General features: G+C 58.5%; 22 protein-coding genes and 1 pseudogene. 18 read left to right on the forward strand and 5 right to left on the reverse strand.

The window, feature by feature from the left end; translation table 11 throughout:
• Positions 1-160 precede the first annotated feature (160 nt).
• The 4 genes from ACGYK7_RS15330 to ccmI are packed head-to-tail and all read left to right on the forward strand — an operon-like array spanning position 161 to position 4,351.
• Positions 161-2,161, forward strand: coding sequence for a heme lyase CcmF/NrfE family subunit (locus ACGYK7_RS15330; RefSeq protein ID WP_043847210.1), 2,001 nt, complete (start codon positions 161-163; stop codon positions 2,159-2,161).
• Positions 2,162-2,163: 2 nt separating this feature from the next.
• Positions 2,164-2,730, forward strand: a complete 567-nt coding sequence (locus ACGYK7_RS15335) for a DsbE family thiol:disulfide interchange protein (protein ID WP_009824474.1) — start codon at positions 2,164-2,166, stop codon at positions 2,728-2,730.
• The gene (locus tag ACGYK7_RS15340; protein WP_009824475.1) at positions 2,727-3,197 is read left to right on the forward strand and encodes a cytochrome c-type biogenesis protein; all 471 of its coding nucleotides are present in this window, start codon (positions 2,727-2,729) and stop codon (positions 3,195-3,197) included. The genes ACGYK7_RS15335 and ACGYK7_RS15340 overlap by 4 nt, the downstream gene beginning before the upstream one ends.
• Positions 3,198-3,241: 44 nt before the next feature.
• Positions 3,242-4,351 carry a c-type cytochrome biogenesis protein CcmI gene (gene ccmI, locus ACGYK7_RS15345; RefSeq protein WP_245897675.1) on the forward strand — a complete coding sequence of 370 codons (1,110 nt, stop codon included), beginning with the start codon at positions 3,242-3,244 and terminating at the stop codon, positions 4,349-4,351.
• 280 nt (positions 4,352-4,631) lie between these two features.
• On the opposite strand, the gene ACGYK7_RS15350 is transcribed toward ccmI, so the two are convergent.
• The 3 genes from ACGYK7_RS15350 to ACGYK7_RS15360 all read right to left on the reverse strand — a co-directional run bounded on the left by ACGYK7_RS15350 (position 4,632) and on the right by ACGYK7_RS15360 (position 6,149).
• Entirely contained in the window at positions 4,632-4,943 is a 312-nt protein-coding gene (locus ACGYK7_RS15350; RefSeq protein ID WP_037953520.1) for a DUF2933 domain-containing protein, read from the reverse strand.
• Positions 4,944-5,062: 119 nt separating this feature from the next.
• Positions 5,063-5,701, reverse strand: a complete 639-nt coding sequence (locus ACGYK7_RS15355; protein WP_240094385.1) for a hypothetical protein — start codon at positions 5,699-5,701, stop codon at positions 5,063-5,065.
• A gap of 1 nt (position 5,702) precedes the next feature.
• On the reverse strand, positions 5,703-6,149 hold the full coding sequence (locus ACGYK7_RS15360) for a DUF411 domain-containing protein (RefSeq protein ID WP_043847208.1): 447 nt from the start codon (positions 6,147-6,149) through the stop codon (positions 5,703-5,705).
• A 125-nt stretch (positions 6,150-6,274) separates the two neighbouring features.
• Between ACGYK7_RS15360 and ACGYK7_RS15365 the strand changes: the two genes are divergently transcribed.
• The 10 genes from ACGYK7_RS15365 (at position 6,275) to ACGYK7_RS15410 (ending at position 14,318) form a co-directional block, all read left to right on the forward strand.
• Positions 6,275-6,994 (forward strand): response regulator, encoded by a 720-nt coding sequence (locus ACGYK7_RS15365; RefSeq protein ID WP_050672447.1) that lies wholly within the window; start codon positions 6,275-6,277, stop codon positions 6,992-6,994.
• Complete coding sequence (locus ACGYK7_RS15370; RefSeq protein ID WP_050672446.1) at positions 6,991-8,433, forward strand: ATP-binding protein; 1,443 nt, start codon at positions 6,991-6,993, stop codon at positions 8,431-8,433. Before ACGYK7_RS15365 ends, ACGYK7_RS15370 begins: the two co-directional genes overlap by 4 nt.
• Positions 8,434-8,450: 17 nt before the next feature.
• A complete protein-coding gene (locus ACGYK7_RS15375) occupies positions 8,451-9,044 on the forward strand; it encodes a L,D-transpeptidase (RefSeq protein ID WP_005619183.1) in 594 nt (197 codons plus the stop codon).
• A gap of 128 nt (positions 9,045-9,172) precedes the next feature.
• Positions 9,173-9,745: a L,D-transpeptidase gene (locus tag ACGYK7_RS15380; RefSeq protein ID WP_043847205.1), complete on the forward strand. Its 573-nt coding sequence runs from the start codon at positions 9,173-9,175 to the stop codon at positions 9,743-9,745.
• A complete protein-coding gene (locus ACGYK7_RS15385; RefSeq protein ID WP_005619178.1) occupies positions 9,745-10,203 on the forward strand; it encodes a cytochrome c in 459 nt (152 codons plus the stop codon). Before ACGYK7_RS15380 ends, ACGYK7_RS15385 begins: the two co-directional genes overlap by 1 nt.
• 71 nt (positions 10,204-10,274) lie before the next feature.
• Entirely contained in the window at positions 10,275-10,808 is a 534-nt protein-coding gene (locus ACGYK7_RS15390) for a c-type cytochrome (RefSeq protein WP_394403397.1), read from the forward strand.
• A 4-nt stretch (positions 10,809-10,812) separates the two neighbouring features.
• Positions 10,813-11,703: a c-type cytochrome gene (locus ACGYK7_RS15395; protein WP_394403398.1), complete on the forward strand. Its 891-nt coding sequence runs from the start codon at positions 10,813-10,815 to the stop codon at positions 11,701-11,703.
• Between the two features lie 16 nt (positions 11,704-11,719).
• On the forward strand, positions 11,720-13,108 hold the full coding sequence (locus tag ACGYK7_RS15400; protein WP_050686572.1) for a multicopper oxidase family protein: 1,389 nt from the start codon (positions 11,720-11,722) through the stop codon (positions 13,106-13,108).
• Positions 13,105-13,599 carry a cytochrome c gene (locus ACGYK7_RS15405; RefSeq protein ID WP_005619169.1) on the forward strand — a complete coding sequence of 165 codons (495 nt, stop codon included), beginning with the start codon at positions 13,105-13,107 and terminating at the stop codon, positions 13,597-13,599. Before ACGYK7_RS15400 ends, ACGYK7_RS15405 begins: the two co-directional genes overlap by 4 nt.
• Positions 13,599-14,318 (forward strand): DsbA family protein, encoded by a 720-nt coding sequence (locus ACGYK7_RS15410; RefSeq protein WP_050686574.1) that lies wholly within the window; start codon positions 13,599-13,601, stop codon positions 14,316-14,318. The genes ACGYK7_RS15405 and ACGYK7_RS15410 overlap by 1 nt, the downstream gene beginning before the upstream one ends.
• 8 nt (positions 14,319-14,326) lie before the next feature.
• Here ACGYK7_RS15410 and ACGYK7_RS15415 read toward each other — a convergent pair whose 3' ends face one another.
• Positions 14,327-14,521, reverse strand: coding sequence for a heavy-metal-associated domain-containing protein (locus ACGYK7_RS15415; protein ID WP_043847225.1), 195 nt, complete (start codon positions 14,519-14,521; stop codon positions 14,327-14,329).
• Between the two features lie 146 nt (positions 14,522-14,667).
• On the opposite strand from ACGYK7_RS15415, the gene ACGYK7_RS15420 reads away from it, so the two are divergent.
• The 4 genes and pseudogenes from ACGYK7_RS15420 (at position 14,668) to ACGYK7_RS15435 (ending at position 19,436) form a co-directional block, all read left to right on the forward strand.
• Positions 14,668-17,178 carry a heavy metal translocating P-type ATPase gene (locus tag ACGYK7_RS15420; RefSeq protein WP_043847201.1) on the forward strand — a complete coding sequence of 837 codons (2,511 nt, stop codon included), beginning with the start codon at positions 14,668-14,670 and terminating at the stop codon, positions 17,176-17,178.
• A gap of 9 nt (positions 17,179-17,187) precedes the next feature.
• The gene (gene cueR / locus ACGYK7_RS15425; protein WP_005619161.1) at positions 17,188-17,577 is read left to right on the forward strand and encodes a Cu(I)-responsive transcriptional regulator; all 390 of its coding nucleotides are present in this window, start codon (positions 17,188-17,190) and stop codon (positions 17,575-17,577) included.
• A 119-nt stretch (positions 17,578-17,696) separates the two neighbouring features.
• Positions 17,697-18,647, forward strand: coding sequence for a DUF305 domain-containing protein (locus tag ACGYK7_RS15430; RefSeq protein WP_050686576.1), 951 nt, complete (start codon positions 17,697-17,699; stop codon positions 18,645-18,647).
• Between the two features lie 68 nt (positions 18,648-18,715).
• A pseudogene (locus ACGYK7_RS15435) lies at positions 18,716-19,436 on the forward strand (MauE/DoxX family redox-associated membrane protein).
• On the opposite strand, the gene ACGYK7_RS15440 reads toward ACGYK7_RS15435, so the two are convergent.
• Positions 19,433-21,529, reverse strand: a complete 2,097-nt coding sequence (locus tag ACGYK7_RS15440) for a protein-disulfide reductase DsbD family protein (RefSeq protein WP_394386567.1) — start codon at positions 21,527-21,529, stop codon at positions 19,433-19,435. The pseudogene ACGYK7_RS15435 and the gene ACGYK7_RS15440 overlap by 4 nt on opposite strands.
• Positions 21,530-21,897 lie beyond the last annotated feature (368 nt).

Below are 21,897 nucleotides of genomic sequence, written 5' to 3' on the forward strand. Positions count from 1 at the left end.
CGTTATAGCGCTTTGATTAAAGGCCAAGCGCGGGCCGTTTTGTAATCATTTGTCACAGCATCCTGTTACAAACGGTGACAAAGCAACCACTCACAGTTCGCCGGACGATTTGCTAGACAGACGTCGATCCAGTGAATTCATTGAAGAGGCTGATGATCCTTTGACACCTGAAATCGGTCATTTCGCGCTGGCACTGGCCTTGGCCATGGCGCTTGTTCAAAGTGTGCTGCCCATCCTCGGTGCGGGGCGCGGAAACATCCTGTGGATGCAGTCTGCCAGATGGTCCTCGTTCGGTCAGGTTTTCTTTGTCGGCATCGCGTTTCTGGCGCTGATGCAAGCCTTCGTCACAAGCGACTTCACGGTCAAGAACGTGGTGGAGAATTCCAATTCACTCAAACCGATGCTGTTCAAGGTGGCAGGCACCTGGGGCAGTCACGAAGGATCCCTGTTGCTGTGGACCCTTATCCTGACGGTGTTTGGTGCGGCGGTCGCCCTCTTCGGATCGAACATTCCTCTGTCGCTGAAGGCAAGAACGCTGTCGGTGCAGGCCTGGATCAGTGTCGGTTTCCTGACTTTCATGCTGCTGACGTCCAATCCCTTCGACCGCGTTTTCCCTCCGGCAGACGACGGTCAGGACCTCAACCCATTATTGCAGGATGTCGGTCTCGCCATGCACCCGCCGCTTCTCTACTTCGGGTATGTCGGGTTCTCGATTGTCTTTTCGTTCGCGGTTGCCGCCCTGATCGAAGGGCGGGTGGACGCGGCCTGGGCACGGTGGGTACGTCCGTGGACGCTGGCTGCCTGGATGAGCCTGACCGCAGGCATCGCGCTGGGATCCTGGTGGGCCTATTATGAGCTTGGCTGGGGCGGCTGGTGGTTCTGGGATCCCGTTGAGAACGTCAGTTTCATGCCATGGCTGATGGGCACGGCACTGCTGCATTCCGCAATCGTGACGGAGAAACGGGATGCGTTCAAAAGCTGGACAATCCTTCTGGCGATCCTGACTTTTTCCCTATCGCTCTTGGGCACGTTCATTGTCCGATCGGGCCTGCTGACCTCTGTGCATGCATTCGCGGTCGACCCGGAAAGGGGACTTTATATCCTTGGATTGCTGGCCGTTTCGATCGGCGGTTCCCTTGCTCTGTTTGCCTGGCGCGCGCCGACAATGGAGCCCGGCGGCCTGTTTAAGCCGATCAGCCGGGAAGCGGGGCTATTGGTGAACAACCTGCTGCTGGCCACGGCCACCGGCATTGTGCTGTTCGGCACCTTGTACCCGCTCTTCTACGAAGCCGCGACGGGCGGTGAAAAACTGTCGGTGGGGCCGCCCTTCTTCAATGCGTCCTTTATTCCCGTGATGCTGCCGCTCGTCTTTGCGATGGGGCTGGGGCCTTACCTGTCCTGGAAACGTGCCGATCTGGCGGGCGTTCTGCAGCGGTTGCGTTTCGTGGTCGTTCTGGCCGTGCTCGCGACATTGGTGACCTGGTATCTCGCCGAGGGCGGTCCGGTGTTGGGGTATCTGTCGCTGATGCTTGCATTCTGGCTGTTTTTCTCAACCCTGCGGGAATGGGCGATGCGCATAAAGCTGTTTGAGGCACCGTTCCCGGAATCGGTGCGCCGTGCACGCAACCTGCCCAGATCCTCTCATGGGATGACACTGGCTCATGCGGGGCTCGCGATGGCGATGTTCGGATTTATCGGCTCGACGGTCTGGAAATCCGAGGAAATCATCTTTGTCCGGCCCGGTACAGAGGTCAGCATTGGTGGGTTCGATGTCACCTTTGAGGGGGCCGAACGTGTGCGTGGGCCAAATTACTTCGCGGATCGTGGCACGCTTCGTGTGGCCCGGGAGGGGAACTATGTCACCGATCTCTTCCCGGAGCGGCGTACCTATCCGGTCGCGCAAACCACCACCACAGAGAGCGCCATCAGATCGACAATGGCCGGTGATCTCTATGCGTCCATCGCAAATCCGGCCGCCGAGGACGAGAGCACGCAAGGGGCTTGGACCCTGCGCATCCTGTATGAACCTCTGGTCAACTTTATCTGGATCGGATCGGCGATGCTTGTGCTTGGTGGGGGTCTTTCGCTGTCTGACCGGCGGTTGCGCGTCGGGGCACCCCGTCGCAAGGCGACAGCGCCCGCAGCACTTCCTGCGGAGTAGGCATGGGACGTATACTGGCATTCATTCCGCTGGCAATCGCGGCCATTTTCGGGGGGTTTTTTCTGTGGGGCTTGAACCCGGACCGGGACCCGAACAACATTCCTTCGGTTCTGATCTCGCAGCCGGCACCCGAATTCGATCTGGCCGCTGTCGACGGGTTGGAGACGCCAGGGCTTTCCCGCGCCGATCTGGTCGGGAACCCGCGACCGGTCATCGTGAACGTGTTTGCCTCGTGGTGCGTGCCCTGCCGGGCCGAACACGGGGTTCTGACCCAGATGGTCGAAAAGGACGGGCTGACGTTGTTCGGGATCAATTACAAGGACAAGCCGGAGGATGCGACTAAATGGCTTGCTGAGCTTGGCAATCCCTACGAAAGGATCGGGTCTGATCTGAGCGGCAGAGTGGGGATTGAATGGGGCCTTTCGGGCGTACCTGAAACATTCATTGTCGGCTCTGACGGGACGGTGTTGTTCAGATATGTCGGCCCCGTCGTGGGCGAAACGGCGATTTCCACATTCAGGGAAGCATTGATCCAGGCTGGCGCGTTAGCAAGGGGCCAGAACGGATGAGGTATATCGCATTTGCTTTCCTCCTGCTGCTTCCGGTGACGGCCTTGGCGGTCGAGCCAGACGAGATGTTGCAGGATCCTGTACTGGAGCAACGCGCCCGTGAAATATCACGGGAACTGCGCTGCGTTGTCTGCCAGAATCAGGACATCGACAGCTCCAACGCCGGGGTTGCGCGGGACCTGCGCATACTGGTGCGCGAAAGGCTTGTTGCCGGTGACAGCGACAAGGAGGTCATCGCGTACATCCACGCCCGGTATGGCGATTATGTCCTGATGCGCCCGCCCCTGAATCGCGCCACTCTCGCGCTCTGGATGGCGCCCTTCGTGTTTGCGCTTGTTTCGCTGCTTGTCGGCTGGACCGTCATTTCGAGAAGCCGGCGCAGGGCTGCCGCAACGGGATTTTCCGATGACGAAAAAGCGGAAATTGCGCGTTTCATTGAAGAGAACGCTTCAAAGGACGGTTCATGATCTGGTTGGTTTTCGCCCTGTTATCCGTTGTAGGTCTGCTTTTCATGGGCCTGCCGCTGCGCCATCGGTCGTCGCGGACACCCGTCCCGGCTGACGCCACGGATGCGGTCCTCATGGATCAGTTGGATGAGGTTCGGCGGGATCTTGAGCGCGGTGTCATTTCCGACACCGAGGCCACGGCGGCGGAGCAGGAGATCAAGAGACGGATCCTCGTGCAGTCGCGCCGGTCCGTTCTGTCAGATGGGAAACCGGCGGCAGGGGGCCGCTTGATGGTCGTTCTGAGCGCAGTGTTCGTGCCGGTCTTCGCTTTTGGATATTACTCCGCAATGGGCTCGCCAGAGATCCCAGGTGTCGCCTTTGCCGAACGTGCCACTGAACGGCAGGAAGCGGCGGAAATCGCCGAATTGACAGATCGTCTGTACGTCCGGCTCAGTTCAGACCCCGAAGGCGGGCCTTCGGAAGGCTGGATGCTGCTGGGGCAAACCTATTCGAAAATGGGCCGGTATGCGGATGCAGCCGATGCATATAGAGTTGTCGCACAACGACCGGAGGCCGATTCCGCCGTCTTCTCCATGTTGGCCGAGGTTCTGATCTACGCAGAGCAAGGTGTGGTGACACCTGAAGCGGACACCGCGATTGATCGGGCGTACGAACTGGATCCTTCCAATCCCGGTGCTGCCTTTTTCAAGGCAGTCTCGCTCGAGCAGAAGGGCGATGAGGCTCGGGCTCACGAAACGCTGGTGGCCCGGCTGGACGATGCGGATAGGTTTTTCCCGTGGATGGAAAGCTTTGTTGGCGAAGCCAACCGGATTGGCGCGAAGATCGGCAAGGCTCCGATCTCGCTGGCCGACTATGCCCCGAAGACCAGTGCGTCCGGCCCGACACAGGAAGACATCGAAAACGCGCAGGACATGAGTGTGGAGGAACGACAGGATTTCATCCGCTCGATGGTCGAACGGCTGGCCACGCGGCTGGAAGATGAGCCTGACGATCTTGATGGATGGATGCGGCTTGGCAATGCCTATTCGGTTCTGGGTGATACCGCGCCGGCAATCGCGGCGTTTGAACACGCTGAAATCCTGTTGTCGGAGGTGCCGGGAGATGACCCGCGCCGTCAAGCCGTGCAAAGCGCGTTGGAACGGTTGCGCCCGTAGTGGCGTGGGCGACCGTCGCTGTGCAGGTGAATGTGAGGCAGGATCAAGGTTTGGCGCTTAATCGAAAGCCCATCCGGTCCGGCCGTCGTCACAGACTATTTCGTGGGTAGTACCTTCAGACTGACCGACCAAGCGACATCCTACGGGAAGCATGACGTCGTGTGCCGCATCCCGTGTCACGGAAGGGGGCTCAAGTGGGCAAAGCTTGCCCGAGGCCGACTGGGCACAACCGCCGAGGGCCAGAATACCTGCAATCGGAATTCCGATTGTCAGCCGCGTTCTAGCGGGCGCGTACCAGTTCTCGTTCGGGAGCTTGGCCATCTTCAAATTCTGCATCCACAGTCGCCTCGTTCGCCTGTTCAACTCTTGACCCGTGACACGACTTTCCCATCATCCTGTGCATGACGACATGCGCACCAAGACAAAGTGCGAGCGGCGCAAAAAGGCCGACGTTGCCCCACAGACCCGCGATCGTGCCGCCTGCAATAAAGAATGCGGCGACTGGAAACAACATAACGGCACAACAGGCCATCATACCATACTGCATCAGTTTCGATGAACCGGTGGATTTTTGACTTTGATTGTCAGACATGTAGCTCTCCAGAATATGCTCGTGTTCTTCTGCGACATTCCAGTGAGGCAAGGTCAAGGGTACATTCGGATACAATTTGATCAGATGACAGCCTGCGGGTCGTTGACCAAGTTGGCCCGTCAGGTTGCCAGATCCAACGCATAGGACAGGAATGTGACGAGGGGGATCGGGGTCAGGCTGAACAGCAAGGCCATGCTCATTGTCCTGAACATGGTAGGCTTCGATGCCTCGCCAGAAGGTTCTGTCAGAACCACCAGAAGCGCGATGAAGGTGCCGGGCGCCAGGGCATAGAGATATACGCCCGAGATGTTCCCAAACATGAACGACCGCTCGAGCGTTGGTCCGACCACGCTCAAAGCTGTTGCACGGCTGCCGTTGAACGAGCCGAACAGATCGGCCGACATCACATAGACGGCAATGTGAACCCCAATGAATGCGACACTCCGCAGCAGGCCATCTAAAACCAGGTAAACAATCGGCCGATGCTGGTACTGCTTCAGCGCGACCGATGCGGAAACGAACCCCAAGTAATTCACGAGGAAAACGACCACAAACCCATTGGTAAAGACCTGCCGGAGGAAGCGCGAGAGCGCGGTCCCATTCGTCAGCAGCAGCGTCGCAAAACCAGGCGTTGCGAGGATGTAGACAAGCAGGAACGGCAATATGCTTGCCAAGCTCAGAACGGATACGTTCCAACAAAATCTGCCGAATGGTAAGGTCGGCGAAAAACTTTGTCGGAACGTATCGCGGGCAAACACGTCAGCCGTGGGTTGCGAAGACTTGCGTCGACCCATCCATCAGTACAAGCAGCACATCATAGGGATCACCTTGGGGGCCCATGCCGGGCGAACCCATGGGCATTCCCGGTGCTGTCAGTCCGCGCGCGACAGGTTTTTCGCTCAGCAACCGCCCGATGTCAGCCGCAGGCACGTGACCCTCGACGAAATATCCGCCCACGGACGTAGTGTGACATCCTGCCAGTTCCGGCGCGATGCCGTGTTTCTGCTTCAGAACCTGAAGCGTGTCGTAATCCACGTCCTCGACCGATGCCTTGAAACCGGCAGCGATCATCTCATTTACCCAAGCGCCGCAGCAGCCGCAGGTCGGTGTCTTTGTCACCTGCAACGTGGGTGCGGCGGTTTGCGACAAAGCAGGCCCGGCCAAGGCCAGGCTGAGTGCCGTAAGGCCAAATTCACGTCGGTTCACTTAAAACTCCTCGATGTTCTTCCTTAAATAGTTGCTCGGTATCCCGAAGTCGACTGCCCGCGCTGTTACATTTGGCTACAAACACGGGATGGGCGTCCCTTGGTGAAAATGACTATGTTGGCGGCATGAGCGATCTGCCACGCATCCTTGTCGTCGATGACCATTCAGAGATTCGGAAATCCGTCACCAGTTATCTGGAACGCAACGGCATGCGTGCTTCAGCGGCGGAAAATGCAGTTGAGATGGACGCAAGGCTGGCGGAAGCGCATTTCGATCTGATTGTCCTCGATGTGATGATGCCGGGGGAAGACGGGCTGTCCGCGTGCAGGCGATTGCGCAAGGAAGGGCATATTCCGATCCTGATGCTGACCGCATTGGGTGACGACGAAGACCGCATCGCGGGTCTGGATGGCGGGGCAGACGATTATCTCGCCAAGCCGTTTAATCCCAAGGAACTGGTGGCGCGGATCAACGCGATATTGCGTCGGACGCAGCTGATCCCAAAACCGAATGGTTTTGCGGGGAAAACGTTGAAGTTTGCACACCTAAAGCTGGATTTCGATGGCCGCACACTGATTGACCAAGGCGGTTCGCGTACGCAACTTACATCCGGTGAACTCAAACTCCTGACCCTGTTCCTGCAAAGGCCAAGGACGGTCATTGGCCGCGACGAGCTGCTCAAATTGAGCACCGGCCGGGTCGCCGGTCCATTGGACCGAACCATCGACAATCAGGTGAGCCGGTTGCGCCGGAAGATGGAAGAGGACGTTTTGCGCCCGAAGATCATCGCGACTGTCCGGCATGGGGGGTATAGTCTTTCCTGCGATGTCGAGATTTGCGAATGAAGCTGCTTCCGCGGACGTTGCGTGCACAGATTGCCCTTCTGGTCCTCGGTGTCTTGATCCTCGCGCAAGCTCTGAGTCTTTGGTTTTTCGTTGATGAACGCTCGTTAGCCATTCAGGCCGCCATCGGTGCCGAAGCCGCCGGAAGGGCCGCAAATGTCGCACAGTTGATTGAAGGCGCACCCCCGGAATTGCATGCCCAGATCGTCCGCGCGGCAACGTCTCCGCTCGTACGGTTCGACCTTACAGACGAGCCGTCGGTTGCACACGGACAACACGATGACGGTGGAGCGGTCGAAGCGCGGATACGGGCACTGCTTCAGGAAAGCTACAGCCGGGATATCCGGGTTGAGGTTCATGAAATCGAGGGAGGTCTGCTGCCCCTTCCGAACCTGTCACCGGAAATGGCGCAAATGCACGCCGAAATGATGCAGGGCAGCCTTGCGGCCATCGAGATGGAGCTGTCCATTGCGCTGTCCGGTGGGAATTGGCTCAACATCGAGACGCGGTTCGAACGGCCGCCTCTGCAAAGGTCGCTGGCGTCCAACATATCCTTTGCACTGACTGCGGGACTTCTGCTGGTTGCAAGTTTCTGGTTTCTCCTGTCCCGACTGACCGGACCACTCAACGATCTCGCGACTGCGTCCGAACGTCTGGGTCGCGGCGCCGCCAAGGGCGATCTGCCGGTCGTAGGGCCGAAGGAAGTTCGGGATCTGACCCGATCATTCAACATCATGCAGGATCGCCTGACGCGATTTGTCAGTGACCGGACCCAGATGCTTGCAGCGCTTGCGCATGATCTGCGCTCGCCTTTGACGGCGCTTAGGGTGCGGGCCGAAATGGTGGACGACGAAGACACGCGCACGTCCTTGGTGGCGTCAAGTGAAGAGATGCAACGGATGGTCGATGCGACCCTCGATTTCGCGAAGGGCGTCGGACAGCATGAAGAGGTCCAATCGGTTGATTTGCACGATCTGATCACTGGTATGGGCTTGGACAAGGTTCAGGTGACCAGCCAAGGTCCACTCATCGTATCCGTGAAACCAAGCGCGATGGGGCGCGCGTTGAGAAACCTGATTGAGAACGCGATCCGCTACGGGAGTGAGGCCAGGGTTTCGTGGCAACGCATGGGCAGTGAGGTAGTGGTCGCCATCGACGATCAGGGGCCCGGTATTCCCGACAATCAGCTGGAGGCTGTTTTCGGACCCTATGTCAGGCTCGAGACGTCGCGATCACAGGATACCGGCGGTCATGGCCTGGGGCTGTCGATTGCGCGCAGCATCATCCTTGAGCACGGTGGTTCTATCGAACTGAAAAACCGCACTGATGGGGGTCTGCGCGCTGAAATCACGCTGCCCGTCAAACAAAGCGCCGAGTCAGCCCCGAAAGAGGAAGGCTCGCCACATATGGCGCGGGTTGTTCGTCACCTCAAACCCGACTAGTTTAGTGAGGCAAGTATATGAAACGAAGATATTTCCTGACTTCTGTTGCAGCTCTTTCGGTGAGTGGAAAAACAGCATTCGCGCATAGTGACGCAGAGCACGACCGGCGCGTCGGGCCATCTGTGGTGCCCCCGGAGCAGTTGCCGCGCCAGGTTCCGTTCACCGAGGCAGACAAACCGGGAGAAATACATGTCGATCCGAACCAGTTCGCTTTATTTTGGACTTTGCCGAACAATCGGGCAATCAGGTATACCGTCGGAATTGGCCGGGAGGGGCTCTATGAATCCGGCGAGTTCTATGTCGCGCGCAAGCAAAAGTGGCCGCGGTGGACGCCCACACCCGCCATGATAGCCAGAGATCCTGACCGATATCTTCGTTTTGCGGGCGGTGTGCCCGGTGGGCTGAACAATCCACTCGGTGCCCGCGCCTTGTATCTTTACCAGCCAGGGCGTGGGGACACCTACCTGAGAATTCACGGCACAACGGATCCGAAGACGATTGGTCGACGTGTCTCAAACGGCTGTGCAAGGCTTACCAATAATCAGATCATCGAACTCTATGAGAAGGTCCCGCTCGACACGCGTGTTGTCCTGAAACCCATCGAGGTTTGAGGCAGCAGCGCGAAGACGTGTCCGTTGGCCGGGATACATATCGTTACATAATATCAGGCCCCGGACTGTTCATGAAATGCGACCAGGCGGGTAGTCTAGTGGATAGGCAGACAACAACATGAGGCCATATGATGACCCGCAAGCAAACACGTGTAACGCGTCGAGCATTCACGGCAGGTGCCGCATCGGCAGCTTTCGCGGCCCCGTCCATCCTGCGTGCGCAGGTGGATCAAACCAGTGTCCGAAGGAATATCTCATCGTTTCGTACACACGCTTGGCAAGACCACTTTGACGCTTTGGACAAGGGTATCATCATCGCAGACACCGTTACCCGCGTGATGCAACACTGGACGGCCGATGGCGAAATGCGCATTTATCCGACATCGGTTCCCTTGTCTGACGAGCTGACAAAGCGCGGCTACACGACAGTCACGTTCAAGGACCCCGAACCTGACTGGACCCCTACACCCTCCATGCGCGAACGTGACCCGTCTTTGCCAGCCTATATGCCGCCCGGGCCGGATAACCCGTTGGGCGTCCGTGCCCTGCACCTGAGTTGGACGTACTACAGGATTCACGGCACCCATGATACGCGCAAGATCGGAAGACGCTCTTCAAGCGGGTGTATCGGTCTCTACAACGAGCAAATCATCGAGGTGTTCGAAAGGACACCGGTCGGCACGCAGGTACGATTAATCTGATGTCGAAGTCCGGCATCCTGATTGCGGCGTTTTTTGTCGTCGGTGGCGCGGTTGTGATCTGGCAGCAATTGCAGCCATCGTCTTCGATGCCCGGCCACACAATGACAACGCCTGATCTTTCGCAGACGGAAGAGGGCGCGCCGATTGCAGACGTGGTTGTGCCTGCTGAATTCTCAGCAAATGCCCAATTGGGAAAGCGTGTTTTCGATGGCGCTTGCGCCGCTTGTCACGGTGCGAATGCTGCCGGACAGAATGGCGTGGCACCGCCGCTTGTCCACAAGATCTATGAACCGAGCCATCACGGTGACGCCGCTTTTTTGCTTGCCGCGAAACAAGGTGTCAGAGCGCACCATTGGAAGTTTGGCAATATGCCGCCAGTTGAAGGCGTCACGCCCGGCGATGTGAAGATGGTTGTTGCATATGTGCGGGAACTTCAGCGCGCCAACGGGATCAATTGACAGGAATGACCAACTTGAACATGAAGATATAGATTACTGCCATTGCGATCGGGACGACCGGCGTTGCTGCCTTGGCGCATTCCGGAGCAACCGGCGTGGTGCTGGAGCGGATGCAGGGCATGTCCGCGATGGCCAAAAAACTCAAGACGCTATCACCCATGATGCGGGGTCAGGTACCTTATGACGCCGATGTCGTCCGCAGGGAAGCTGGCGCGATGATCGGCCATGCCGGTGAGCAAATGACGCGACTGTTTCCTGAAGGCTCGGGTGGCGGAGTGTCCAAGGCGTTGCCGTCGGTCTGGGAAAACAGCGAAGAGTTCGCGGCCCTTGCGCAAGAGTTGAGAACAGCCGCCGAAGGATTGAAGTTGAGCGCAGGCAATGGGTTGGCCGCAGCACAGGGCAACGGTAGCGAATCAATGATGGGCGGCGCCACTGACGGGATGATGGGTGGCGGGTCCGCGCCTGCAATGGGAGGGGGCATGATGGGATCGGACCTTCCCATGACGACCGAGATGTTTGCGGACATGCCGACCGACCGTGCGTTCGCGATGGTCGCCCAGACCTGTTCGGCCTGCCACCAGAAGTTCCGCAAAGAGGACAAGTGATCAGATGCGGTGGTGGCGTTGGATCATCGGTGCGGGGGTCGTCGGCGGCATCGGCGTTGTCGCGGCAACGATAGCCTGGCCGATCGGTGCGCCAGTCTCGGACCTGACCCTGCAAGGCGATGCCCAGCGGGGGTCGTATCTGGCGCGCGCCAGTGGATGCATTGCGTGCCACACCAACTTTGAAGCTGGCGGGGCGCCATTGGCAGGAGGAGCGCCGCTCCGGACCGATTTCGGGACATTCTATCCGCCAAATCTGACCACCGATGTCGAATTCGGGATTGGCGGCTGGACAGTAGAAGAGTTTGCAAAAGCGGTAAGGCAGGGAATTTCCCCGGACGGAGACCCCTATTATCCCACCTTCACCTACCCGTTTTATGCAAATTACACGGATCAGGACATTGCCGATCTGTGGGCCGCGTTCCAGACCGTGCCAGCCGTGAATGTGCCGACCCCGTCCCATGAGGTGCCTTTTCCGTTCGATCAGCGATGGGGGATGAAACTTTGGCGGGCGGCTTTTCTGACAAAGCCTGACACCGCACCAGAGGCGGACCGAAGCGATGCTTGGAACAGGGGCAAGCTGCTGGTCAACGGGGCGGCACATTGTGCTGCCTGCCACACAACGCGGAACTTTGCAGGCGCACGCATAGTATCGAAGAGGTTTTCCGGCAACGACGCCTTGCCGGGAGGTGGCAAAGCACCTTCGATCCGGACGCGCGATCTTGTGTCCGAAGGCTGGACAACAGGCGATATGGCTTATGCATTGCGATCTGGCATAACGCCGTCTGGCGACGTATTTGGTGGATCAATGGCCGAAGTCGTGCGCTATGGCACGGGCTTTCTGAGCGACGCAGACCTGAATGCGATGGCCACCTACCTGCTGGACAACAAATCATAATCTTGGGAACCCACGAATGATCACGCTCAATCGCCGCCAATTTCTGGCAACATCTGCTGCGTTCAGTGGTCTGTCGGCCAGCACTGGATTTGCGGGCACGCCATTCGCGACCCTGACAGCCCAGCAAAGCGACGTGCAGCTGCTGCCCGGCAACTATGGCAAGACATCGCTTTGGTGCTTTGACGGCGGCTCACCCGGTCCGGAGATTCGCGTGGCGCAGGGGGGGCGTGTCCAGCGCAGATTGGTCAACCGGTTTTCTCAGGGAACGTCGACGCATTGGCACGGCATCCGCATCGACAATGCGATGGATGGCGTTTCCGGCCTGACACAGGATGTGGTCCAGCCGGAGGAAACATTCGACTATGACTTTACTGTCCCGGATGCCGGGACCTATTGGTACCATGCCCATAATAGGTCGTTTGAGCAGGTGGGCAGAGGGCTTTACGGTGCACTGATCGTGGAAGAGGCCGAGCCTCTCGACATTGATCGCGAGGAAGTCCTGATCCTGGATGATTGGCTTATTGACCCCGAAACCGCGCAGATCAAAGACGACTTCGGAGCGCCTCATGATCTCAGCCACGCAGGGCGCATCGGCAACCTGCTGACGACCAATGGAACCTTCAATCTGGGCCTGAGTGCACGCAAGAACGAAAGACTGCGCTTGCGGCTGATCAATGCTGCCAATGCGCGCAATTTCCAACTGGGGCTGGAAGGCCTTGACGGTTGGGCGGTTGCTTTGGACGGCATGCCCCTGGCTGCACCCATTAAGGTGACGGAGCCGATGATCCTCGCTCCGGCTCAACGGATCGACCTGATCGTCGATGTGGTCGCGGATGTTGGTGAAACGGCTCATATTCTTCAGTTCGGCCGGGAAGAGGCCTTCAGCCAGGTTACATTCGAGGTCGTTGAGTGGGGCTCGAAAAATCGTCGAGACGCGCCTTTGGCCTTGCCGCCGAACGACCACAGGATGGTCGACTTGAGTGAAGCCACGATGCTCAGCCTGAGTATGGAAGGCGGTGCCATGGGGCGGATGAGGTCCGCTTCCCTTGGGGGCGAACTCAAGCCGATCGGCGAGATCGTCGAGGCCGGGTATTTCTGGTCGTTCAACGGCAAAGTGGACGGGATCAACGGTGATCCCCTTGCGCGGCTGGACCGCGGCCAGAATGTACGATTGAAGATCGTGAACGACACGGCGTTTCCGCACGCGATGCACCTGCATGGCATTCACTTCCACGAGGTCGCCGAAAACGGCACCCTCGGACCGCTGCGTGACACGACCCTTCTTGAACGGGGTCAGACGCGCGAGATTGCCTTTGTGGCGGACAACCCGGGCCAATGGCTGCTACATTGCCACATGCTGTCGCATGCGGCTTCGGGCATGATGACCAAGATCGTCGTTGGATGACCCCGCGATCCGTCTATCTTGCGTTGGGCGTAGTTACCGTTGCGGTGGCTACCATATTCCTGTGGACCCGGTCCGGCGGAACCGACCATACGGCGGAAAACCTCATCAACTCCTCAGCCGATGTGGCCGCGGGCGAAGTCCTCTATGCCGAAAATTGCGCCGCGTGCCATGGCGCAAATCTGGAAGGTGAAGAAAACTGGCGCAGTCCGCGTGATGACGGAAGCCTGCCCGCACCGCCGCATGATGCAAGCGGCCACACTTGGCACCACGCGGACAGCATGCTGTTCGCCTACACCAAGCTGGGGGGCGCCGAGGTTCTCGCGGCGCAAGGCGTTGACTTCAACAGCGGCATGCCCGGTTTCGGCGACCAACTGAGCGACGGGGAAATCTGGGACATCCTCGCATACATCAAGTCAACATGGCCGGAGCGTGAACGCGCCACGCAAGCCGAGCGCACGGCCCAGGATATTGCCTCACAAGGAGACGGATAATGAAAAGATTCTTGGCTACCACCGCACTGTTAATGCTTCCGATCGCTGCGATTGCAGACGGCATGGACGAAGACCGGATCAAGGAACTGGTGCTGGAAGCCATCCGCGAGAATCCGGGCATCGTGTTCGAGGCCGCGCAGTTGTTCGAACAGCAACAGCAGGCGTTGCAGGCGCAAGCCGCAGCGCAGGTTTTCGATACGGAAAAAGCCACGCTTGAAAATGATCCCAATGCGCCCGTTCTGGGCAATCCGGATGGCGATGTCACGGTTGTCGAATTCTTCGACTACAACTGCCCCTATTGCCGCCGGGTTAAACCTGAAATGGAGGCCCTGCTCGCTGCTGATCCCAACGTCAGGGTCGTTTACCGGGAATGGCCCATTCTGGGGGACGGGTCGGTTTTTGCCGCCCGCGCGGCGCTGGCGTCCCGAAACCAGGGCAAATATGAAGAGTTTCATTGGGCCATGATGCAACTGAAGGAACGCGCAGAGGAAGCATCGATTCTCCGCACTGCGGAAGACATCGGCCTCGATGTTGCACAGTTGCGTCGCGACATGAACGGACCGGAAATCGAAGAACACATACAGACTTCCATGCGGCTTGCGCAATCTCTGGGGTTCAGTGGCACACCTTCATTTGTGATCGGCGACAGTCTTGCGCCGGGCCTGATCCAGGCGGACCAGATGATCGAGCTTGTCGATCAGGCACGGGCCGCCGAATAAGGACAATCCTACGCGGCTGAAGCGTCGTAGCCAGCGTCAGCGATGGCTTGCCGCACGGTCGCCTGTTCCAATGTGCTTTGGACAGTGACAAGGCGAAGGTCCAGATCGGCCGTGACAACGGCTGATGGATCCTTTGCCTTGATGCCGCTTTCTATAGCGGATGTGCAGTGTCCACAGCTCATTTTCGGGACGGAAAAAATCATGAAGGCCTCCATTTTTGGTACAACCTCAGACTTGGTCGTTCCATCGGGAGGAAGGTCAAGCAAATATCAAAAAAAATTAGATACTCTCTTGAGCTTCCAGCAACTGGAAGCCCTATATCAGGGTAAGTTCAACCGAGGAGGCCCTCATGACCGACCCCAATACGATACGTCTATCCGTTTCCGGCATGAACTGTGCGTCTTGTGTGGGCAGGGTTGAGAAGGCTTTGAACGAGGTTCCGGGCCTTTCGAACGTCAGTGTCAACCTTGTGAACGAAACGGCTCAATTTCAGATGGATAATCCGGCCACCACGGGCGTGGCGGTCACGGCCCTCTCGAACGCCGGATACCCGGCACGGACGGGGCGCGTAACATTGAACGTAGACGCCATGTCCTGCGCGTCCTGTGTCGGTCGGGTTGAAAAGGCGCTTGTACGGACACCCGGCGTATTGAATGCGGCGGTCAATCTGGCAACCGAAACGGCTGTGGTAGAGTATCTGCCAGATGCCATCACCCCGGAAAAGATTGCCCGGATCAGTACGGAGGCGGGGTACCCGGCCGAGATTGCGCAGAGCGATGCGCACGAGGACCGATCGGACCGCAAGGCAGAAGAAGCCGACGCGCTGGCGCGCCGTGTCATCCTTGCCGCGATCCTGACCGTGCCGGTGTTCGTTCTGGAAATGGGAAAACATACCATACCCGGCTTTGAGGGCCTGATTGAGAGCACAATCGGCATTCAAACGTCATGGCTGATCCAATTCGCGCTTGCCACGGTGGTTCTTTTCGGACCGGGTTGGGGGTTCTTTGCGAAGGGCATTCCGGCGTTGATCAAGCGTGCCCCGGATATGAACAGCCTTGTCGCACTGGGAACCGGGGCGGCGTGGACTTATTCCGTAGTCGCGACCTTCCTGCCTCAGGTGCTGCCTGACGGTGTGCGCGCCGTCTATTTCGAAGCAGCGGCGGTTATTGTCGTTCTGATCTTGTTGGGTCGCTGGCTTGAAGCGCGGGCCAAGGGCAAGACCGGTGCAGCCATTCAGGCCCTTCTTGGTCTGCAGGCAAAGACAGCCAGGGTCCTGCGTGACGGGCAGGCGACCGAGGTTGACATCAAGGAACTGCGGATCGGCGATCAGATCCTCGTGCGTCCCGGTGAAAGGCTGCCTGTCGATGGCGAGGTCACAGAAGGATCAAGCAACGTCGATGAAAGCATGATCACCGGTGAACCCCTCGCCGTGCCAAAGGCTGCTGGCGAACCGGTGACCGGCGGCACGGTGAACGGCACCGGGAGCCTGACCATAACGGCGACGCGAGTCGGGGCGGATACCACGCTGGCGCAGATTATCCGCATGGTCGAAGATGCTCAGGGGGCCAAGCTGCCGATCCAAGGCCTAGTGGATCGCGTGACCATGTGGTTCGTGCCTGCCGTTCTGGTTCTGGCGCTTGCGACTGTGGTTGTCTGGCTGCTGGTCGGTCCCGATCCGGCTCTGACCTTTGCGCTTGTGGCGGGTGTCTCCGTTCTGATCATTGCGTGCCCCTGCGCCATGGGGTTGGCCACGCCCACCTCGATCATGGTGGGGACAGGACGCGCGGCTGAGATGGGGGTGTTCTTCCGCAAGGGAGATGCGCTGCAACATCTGGATGAAGTTGGCGTTGTCGCATTGGACAAGACCGGGACGGTCACGCAAGGGCAACCCAGTTTGACAGACCTCATCACGGCCGACGGCTTTGACCGGGCAGAGACACTCGCCCTCATCGCATCTGTCGAGGCGCAGTCTGAGCACCCGGTGGCAGAGGCCATTGTGCAGTCCGCAAAGAGCGAAGGCCTGTCCTGGCCCGATGCGACGGAATTCCGGTCCGTGACCGGCTACGGTGTCGAGGCGCTTGTCCAGGGCCGCAAGGTTCATGTCGGTGCGGATCGCTTCATGGTGCAGCAGGGCATTGACACCAGCCCGCTGGAAGACCGCGAAAGGGCCTTGGCCGAAAAGGGACGCACCGCGCTTTATGCTGCGGTGGACGGATCCCTGGCGGCCGTGATTGCCGTGGCAGACCCGGTCAAATCCTCCAGCGCCGAAGTGATCGCAGCTCTGCATGATCGAGGGATCAAGGTCGCGATGATCACCGGAGACAAGAAGGCCACGGCAGATGCCATCGCCCGCGAGGTCGGGATCGACCATGTCATTGCAGGGGTGTTGCCGGATGGAAAAGTCGCCGCCCTGGACGAATTGCGGCAAGGGAACAGCAAGATCGCCTTTGTCGGAGACGGCATCAACGACGCGCCAGCGCTGGCCCATGCCGATGTCGGCATCGCCATCGGAACCGGCACGGATGTCGCAATCGAAAGCGCCGACGTGGTGTTGATGTCGGGCGACCTGCGCGGCGTGGTGAATGCCATCGACGTGTCGCGCAAGACCATGCGCAACATACGGCAGAACCTTATCTGGGCCTTTGGCTATAACGTCGCGCTGATCCCTGTGGCGGCGGGCGCGCTTTACCCGGCCTTTGGATTGCTCCTGTCGCCGGTGTTTGCCGCCGGGGCCATGGCGCTGTCCTCCGTGTCGGTTCTGACCAACGCGCTGCGGCTGCGACGGATCAAGGCGACGATGTCGGAACAGGATCCGCCCCACGACGCGGAGACGAAATTCGCAACGCAGCCCGCAGAATAGGAGACAGGTGTGAACATCGGAGAAGTATCAGAACGGGCGGGTTTGCCAGCGAAGACAATCCGCTACTACGAAGACATCGGCCTTGTCCGGCCTTTGCGCAGCGACAACGGCTATCGCGCCTTTCGCGACAGCGACATCCACAAGCTCGCATTTCTCGGTCGCGCCAGGACGTTCGGGTTCTCGATCGAAGACTGCCGCACGCTGCTTGATCTCTATGAAGATGAGACGCGGGAAAGTGCACAGGTCAAGGCTGTCGCTCAAGAGCATCTGGCCGCCGTTGACGAAAAAATCGCCCAGCTCAAGTCGATGCGAGAGACCCTGGCTCACCTCGTTGACGCCTGCCAGGGCGATCACCGCCCCGATTGTCCAATCCTGAAAGATCTGGCCAAAGACCCGTAACGCACGATGCCTGGGCCAGACATTTATGGGGTTTCATGCCGTTTCGATATATCGTCTTGAAACCCTCCAGCGCTGGAATGTTGTTCCTCCACAAATAGAATCCATGATGGAGAGATCAGATGTCTGAAGATGCGATCGGGAAATCTCGTGGCGGGTCCGACACCCGTTCAAGTGAAGGTGCAGCACATTCGGGAGGCCATTCAGGTTCATCCTATGGCCGGTTTCTGGCGATGGTCGGCACATCGACTGCGATCATGTTCGGCCTGATGTACATCAACTCGTACTCCTTCGAACATGTCTACTGGAGCGAAACCCGATTTTACATGACGTTCATCATGGGCGCGACGATGGCGACCGTGATGCTCCTTTTCATGTTGAACATGTACAAGAACAAGGGCGTCAACGCCGCGATCATTCTCGGGTCTGTCGTGATGTTCGCCGGCGCGCTCTGGCTCGTGAGAAGCCAGGAGACCATTCAGGACGAAAGCTGGATGAGCGCGATGATTCCGCACCACTCCATTGCGATCATGACAAGCGAACGGGCCGAGCTGACAGATCCAAGGGTCGAGGCGCTGGCTTCGGAAATTGTGACGGCGCAAAACCGCGAAATTTCCGAAATGCGTTTCCTCATAGATGACATTGAGGCAAATGGCGAAGCCGGTCCTGAATGGCCACTTGGTGAAGCGGACGGTCCGGCTGAAATGGAGGGGCTTCAAGAAGCGATTGCAACCCCGGTGATTGCCGGAATCCGTCCTGCACCGCTCAAAGCCGAAGAAATAACACGCGCACTGGGGTCCGACGGACAATGCCGTTTCATTCGCGCCGTGAACGCCGATCCCATTCTGGTCACGGACGGGGCGGGGAACGGCGTCGCCAAGATATCCGGATCGCTGGTCAACTTCACGTCGCAAGACACAGTGACGTCCGGTGGCGTCCTGTCTGCCGATGGTGGCCAATTCACGCTGGCGCCGGGTGACGCGGACGGTGAAGACGCCACCCTGCTGTTTGAATTGACGGGAGAGACGCCTCTGACTGTCGGATTTACCGGGTATTGGACCTGCAACGGTTAAAGGATTTAAAGGAACGCGTCATGACGAGAGAGGCAAAATCCACCCCGAAGACGGCGGTTTTGTACCGAATGGTGATGGAGGAGCATGTTTGTCCCTATGGGCTGAAAATCGAAGGACCTGCTTGAGCGGGAGGGGTATTCGATTGAGGACCGGCCTCTGAACACCCGCGAGGAAACGGATGCTTTCATGGAAGAACACGGTGTCGAAACGACTCCGCAGACCTTTATCGGCAATGAAAGAATTGGTGGCTATGACGCGCTGAGGGAATTTTTCGGCCAGGACGTAAAGGATGACGACGAGACGACTTATCAACCCGTCATTGCGATATTCGCGGTCGCATTCCTTATGGCGCTTGGTCTCAGTTGGGCGTTTTACGGTTCGATCCTGACGCTGCGGGCATTCGAGTGGTTCATCGCGATCTCGATGAGCTTTCTTGCTGTTCAAAAACTGCAGGACGTCGAGACGTTTTCCACGATGTTTCTGAACTACGATCTGCTTGCCCAGAAATGGGTGCGCTATGGCTATGTCTATCCCTTCGGCGAAGCACTTGCCGGTATTCTCATGGTCGCCGGTGCCTTGGTCTGGATCAGCGCGCCTGTTGCACTGTTCATCGGTACGGTCGGAGCGGCTTCAGTTTTCAAGGCCGTCTACATCGATAAGCGCGAGATCAAGTGCGCCTGCGTGGGCGGCGGTTCAAACGTGCCGCTGGGTTTCGTGTCCCTGACCGAAAACCTGATGATGATATTCATGGGCGTCTGGATGTCGGCGCGTGCGATGGGCCTCTTTTAGGCCTGACCATCCGTTTTCAAAGCGGTCACAGGGTCGCCAAGTGCAGCCCTGCTCAGCGCGTCGAGAACGGCTTCGGACGTCAGAACCTCGGACAGGATGATCCCGTCTGGCGCGTTTGGCCCGTAGACGATGTTGAACGGGATGCCAAACCTGTTGTGGCTTTCCAGATACCGGGAAATGTCAGTGCTGGGCCTAGTCCAGTCTGCCCGCATCGCAACGACATTATCACCCCGCAGTTGGTCGACCACGGGCGCACGGTCCAGCACCAGCGTCTTGTTGGCCTTGCACGTCAGGCACCAGTCTGCGGTCACGTCGACAAAGACGGTTTTTCCCTGCGACACCAGTTTCGGTATCTCGGAGCGATCGAACGCGACCCAGTCCTGGCCCACCGCTCTCGTCTGCGGCGGGATTGTCAGCGCCGTCGGCACCAGAAGGCTGAGAACAGCAACCACCACCAGCGCTGTCGGGCGCGTCAATCTGCCCGGCAAACGTATTGTTGCGAGAAGAATGAAAAGGCTCGTCATAAGCAGCACGGTCATGGCCACCCGGCCACCCGCCACCCCTATCAGTACCCAGAGCAGCCAGATCGCGGTCCCGGCCAGAAGACCGGCAAGCACCCATTTGACGACAACCATCCAACGTCCCGGCCTGGGCAACAACCGGACCAGACCAGGCTTCCCCGCCAGAACCAGATAGGGCAGGGAGAGCCCAAGCCCCAGAGCCGTGAAAACGAGAATGACATCAATCGGGCGCCCGGACAGGGCAAAGGCAACCGCTGTCCCCAAAAACGGGGCCGAGCAGGGCGTGGCCAGCACCGCCGCGAAGGCGCCTGTTGCAAAATCTCCGCCATACCCGTCGCGACCGCTTGATCTGGCCAGCCGTGACTGCAACCCGGAGGGCAATGAAACTTCGAACACCCCGAACAGATTGGCAGAGAACACGGCAAGCACCAGAAACATGACGGTCAGGAAAACAGGGCTTTGGAATTGCAGGCCCCACCCAACGGTGACGCCGACGGATTGCAGAACCAGAATGATTGCGGCGAGGGCCCACATGAACACCAGAACGCCAAGCGCCGACATCAGGAACCCATTCCGGACCTCGTGCGCTGGCTTGTTTCCATGATTGAGAACCGATGTCAGCTTGATGGACAGGACAGGCAGAACACAGGGCATGACATTCAGGATCAGACCGCCAAGAAAGGCAAAGGCCGCAATCGCCAGGATTTGCGTCAGATCCGGCAGGTTCGCCATAACCTCGAATGGTGCACCCGGGATGCGGTCTGACCAAGCGGGCTGCGCTGTCACCGCGCGTGATCCATCGGTCAAAGTCAGTTGCAGGGGCGGCGGATCCTCCCCTTGCGCGAGAAGAGGCAGCTTGGCCCAAAGGGCTGTTCCCGCATCATCGGTTCGGATGTCCGGTTTGCCAAAGGTGAATTCCGGCCCCAGTTCCGGAAAGATATCCGGCTTCACAAAGGCATTCGCACTGCGCGCCGTCACATAAAGCGCATCATCCGCGATCACCGCCGTTTCGACAATGATGTCGCTCTCTTCGGGACCAAGCGGCACCCGCTGGGCATACTCCGAAATCAGGCCCGCCGCCTTCGCGTCAATCCCGGTGCCCGCCGGAATTGTCAGTGCGAGATCGAAATCATGCGGCACACAGACAGTCGAGCACGCCAGCAATGAAACACGCGCCTGCAATGTTGCGGACTGGCCCGCAGTTTCGAGAACTGCCTGAATGGGCAGGACGACACGGGTCTTGTAGCCAAAATTCTCGATGCCGAATGCCGTGAAGCGCTCAGGCGCGGGCCAGAGCATCTGTGCGCTCACCAGATTTTCCGATCCATCCCATGAAATTTCAGGCGGCAGACCCACCTCGCCGGGCGAACGCCAATAGGCTTTCCAGCCCTCGGCCAGCTCGACATCCAGGCCAAGGGAAAGGGTTCTGGAGGTTTCCGCGACCCCATTTTCAACGGAGATGAGCCGGGCCGTGATTGTTGAATTCTCGTAGGTATCGCTCGATGCAGCAAAGCCCATGGAGGCCCAAAGGCAAGCCATGAGAAGGAAGAATAGGCGCAACGTGGTTCGCATCATCTTTTGGCTCGCTTCCACCCTTGTCCCGAGATCGAAATCCGAAGCACCTCTATGGCTGCATCTCCCGGTTGGTCAACTTTACAAACGGATACAATGTCGTTTGTGAAGCCATCCCGCTGCGAGAATAACGCGACGAAGTCCGCGTTCGTAGCAGGAAGGCCAATAGAAGCTTTTTTCTTCATTGAACATTTCAATCGCAACCGCGGCCTCCAACCTTCCAGCGCTGGAAATTGAAACCAAATGCGGATGACTTAGTTGAACGCTTAGCAATTGAGAGAAGGAAGAAGAGGTGTTGTCACATTAACGGTCCTGAGGTTGCTGGTTCATTGATCTGGGCGTAGGCGGTGTCGATGCAGACACAAAAG

This window comes from Sulfitobacter sp. 1A15299 (assembly GCF_043556915.1).
Lineage (GTDB): Bacteria > Pseudomonadota > Alphaproteobacteria > Rhodobacterales > Rhodobacteraceae > Sulfitobacter.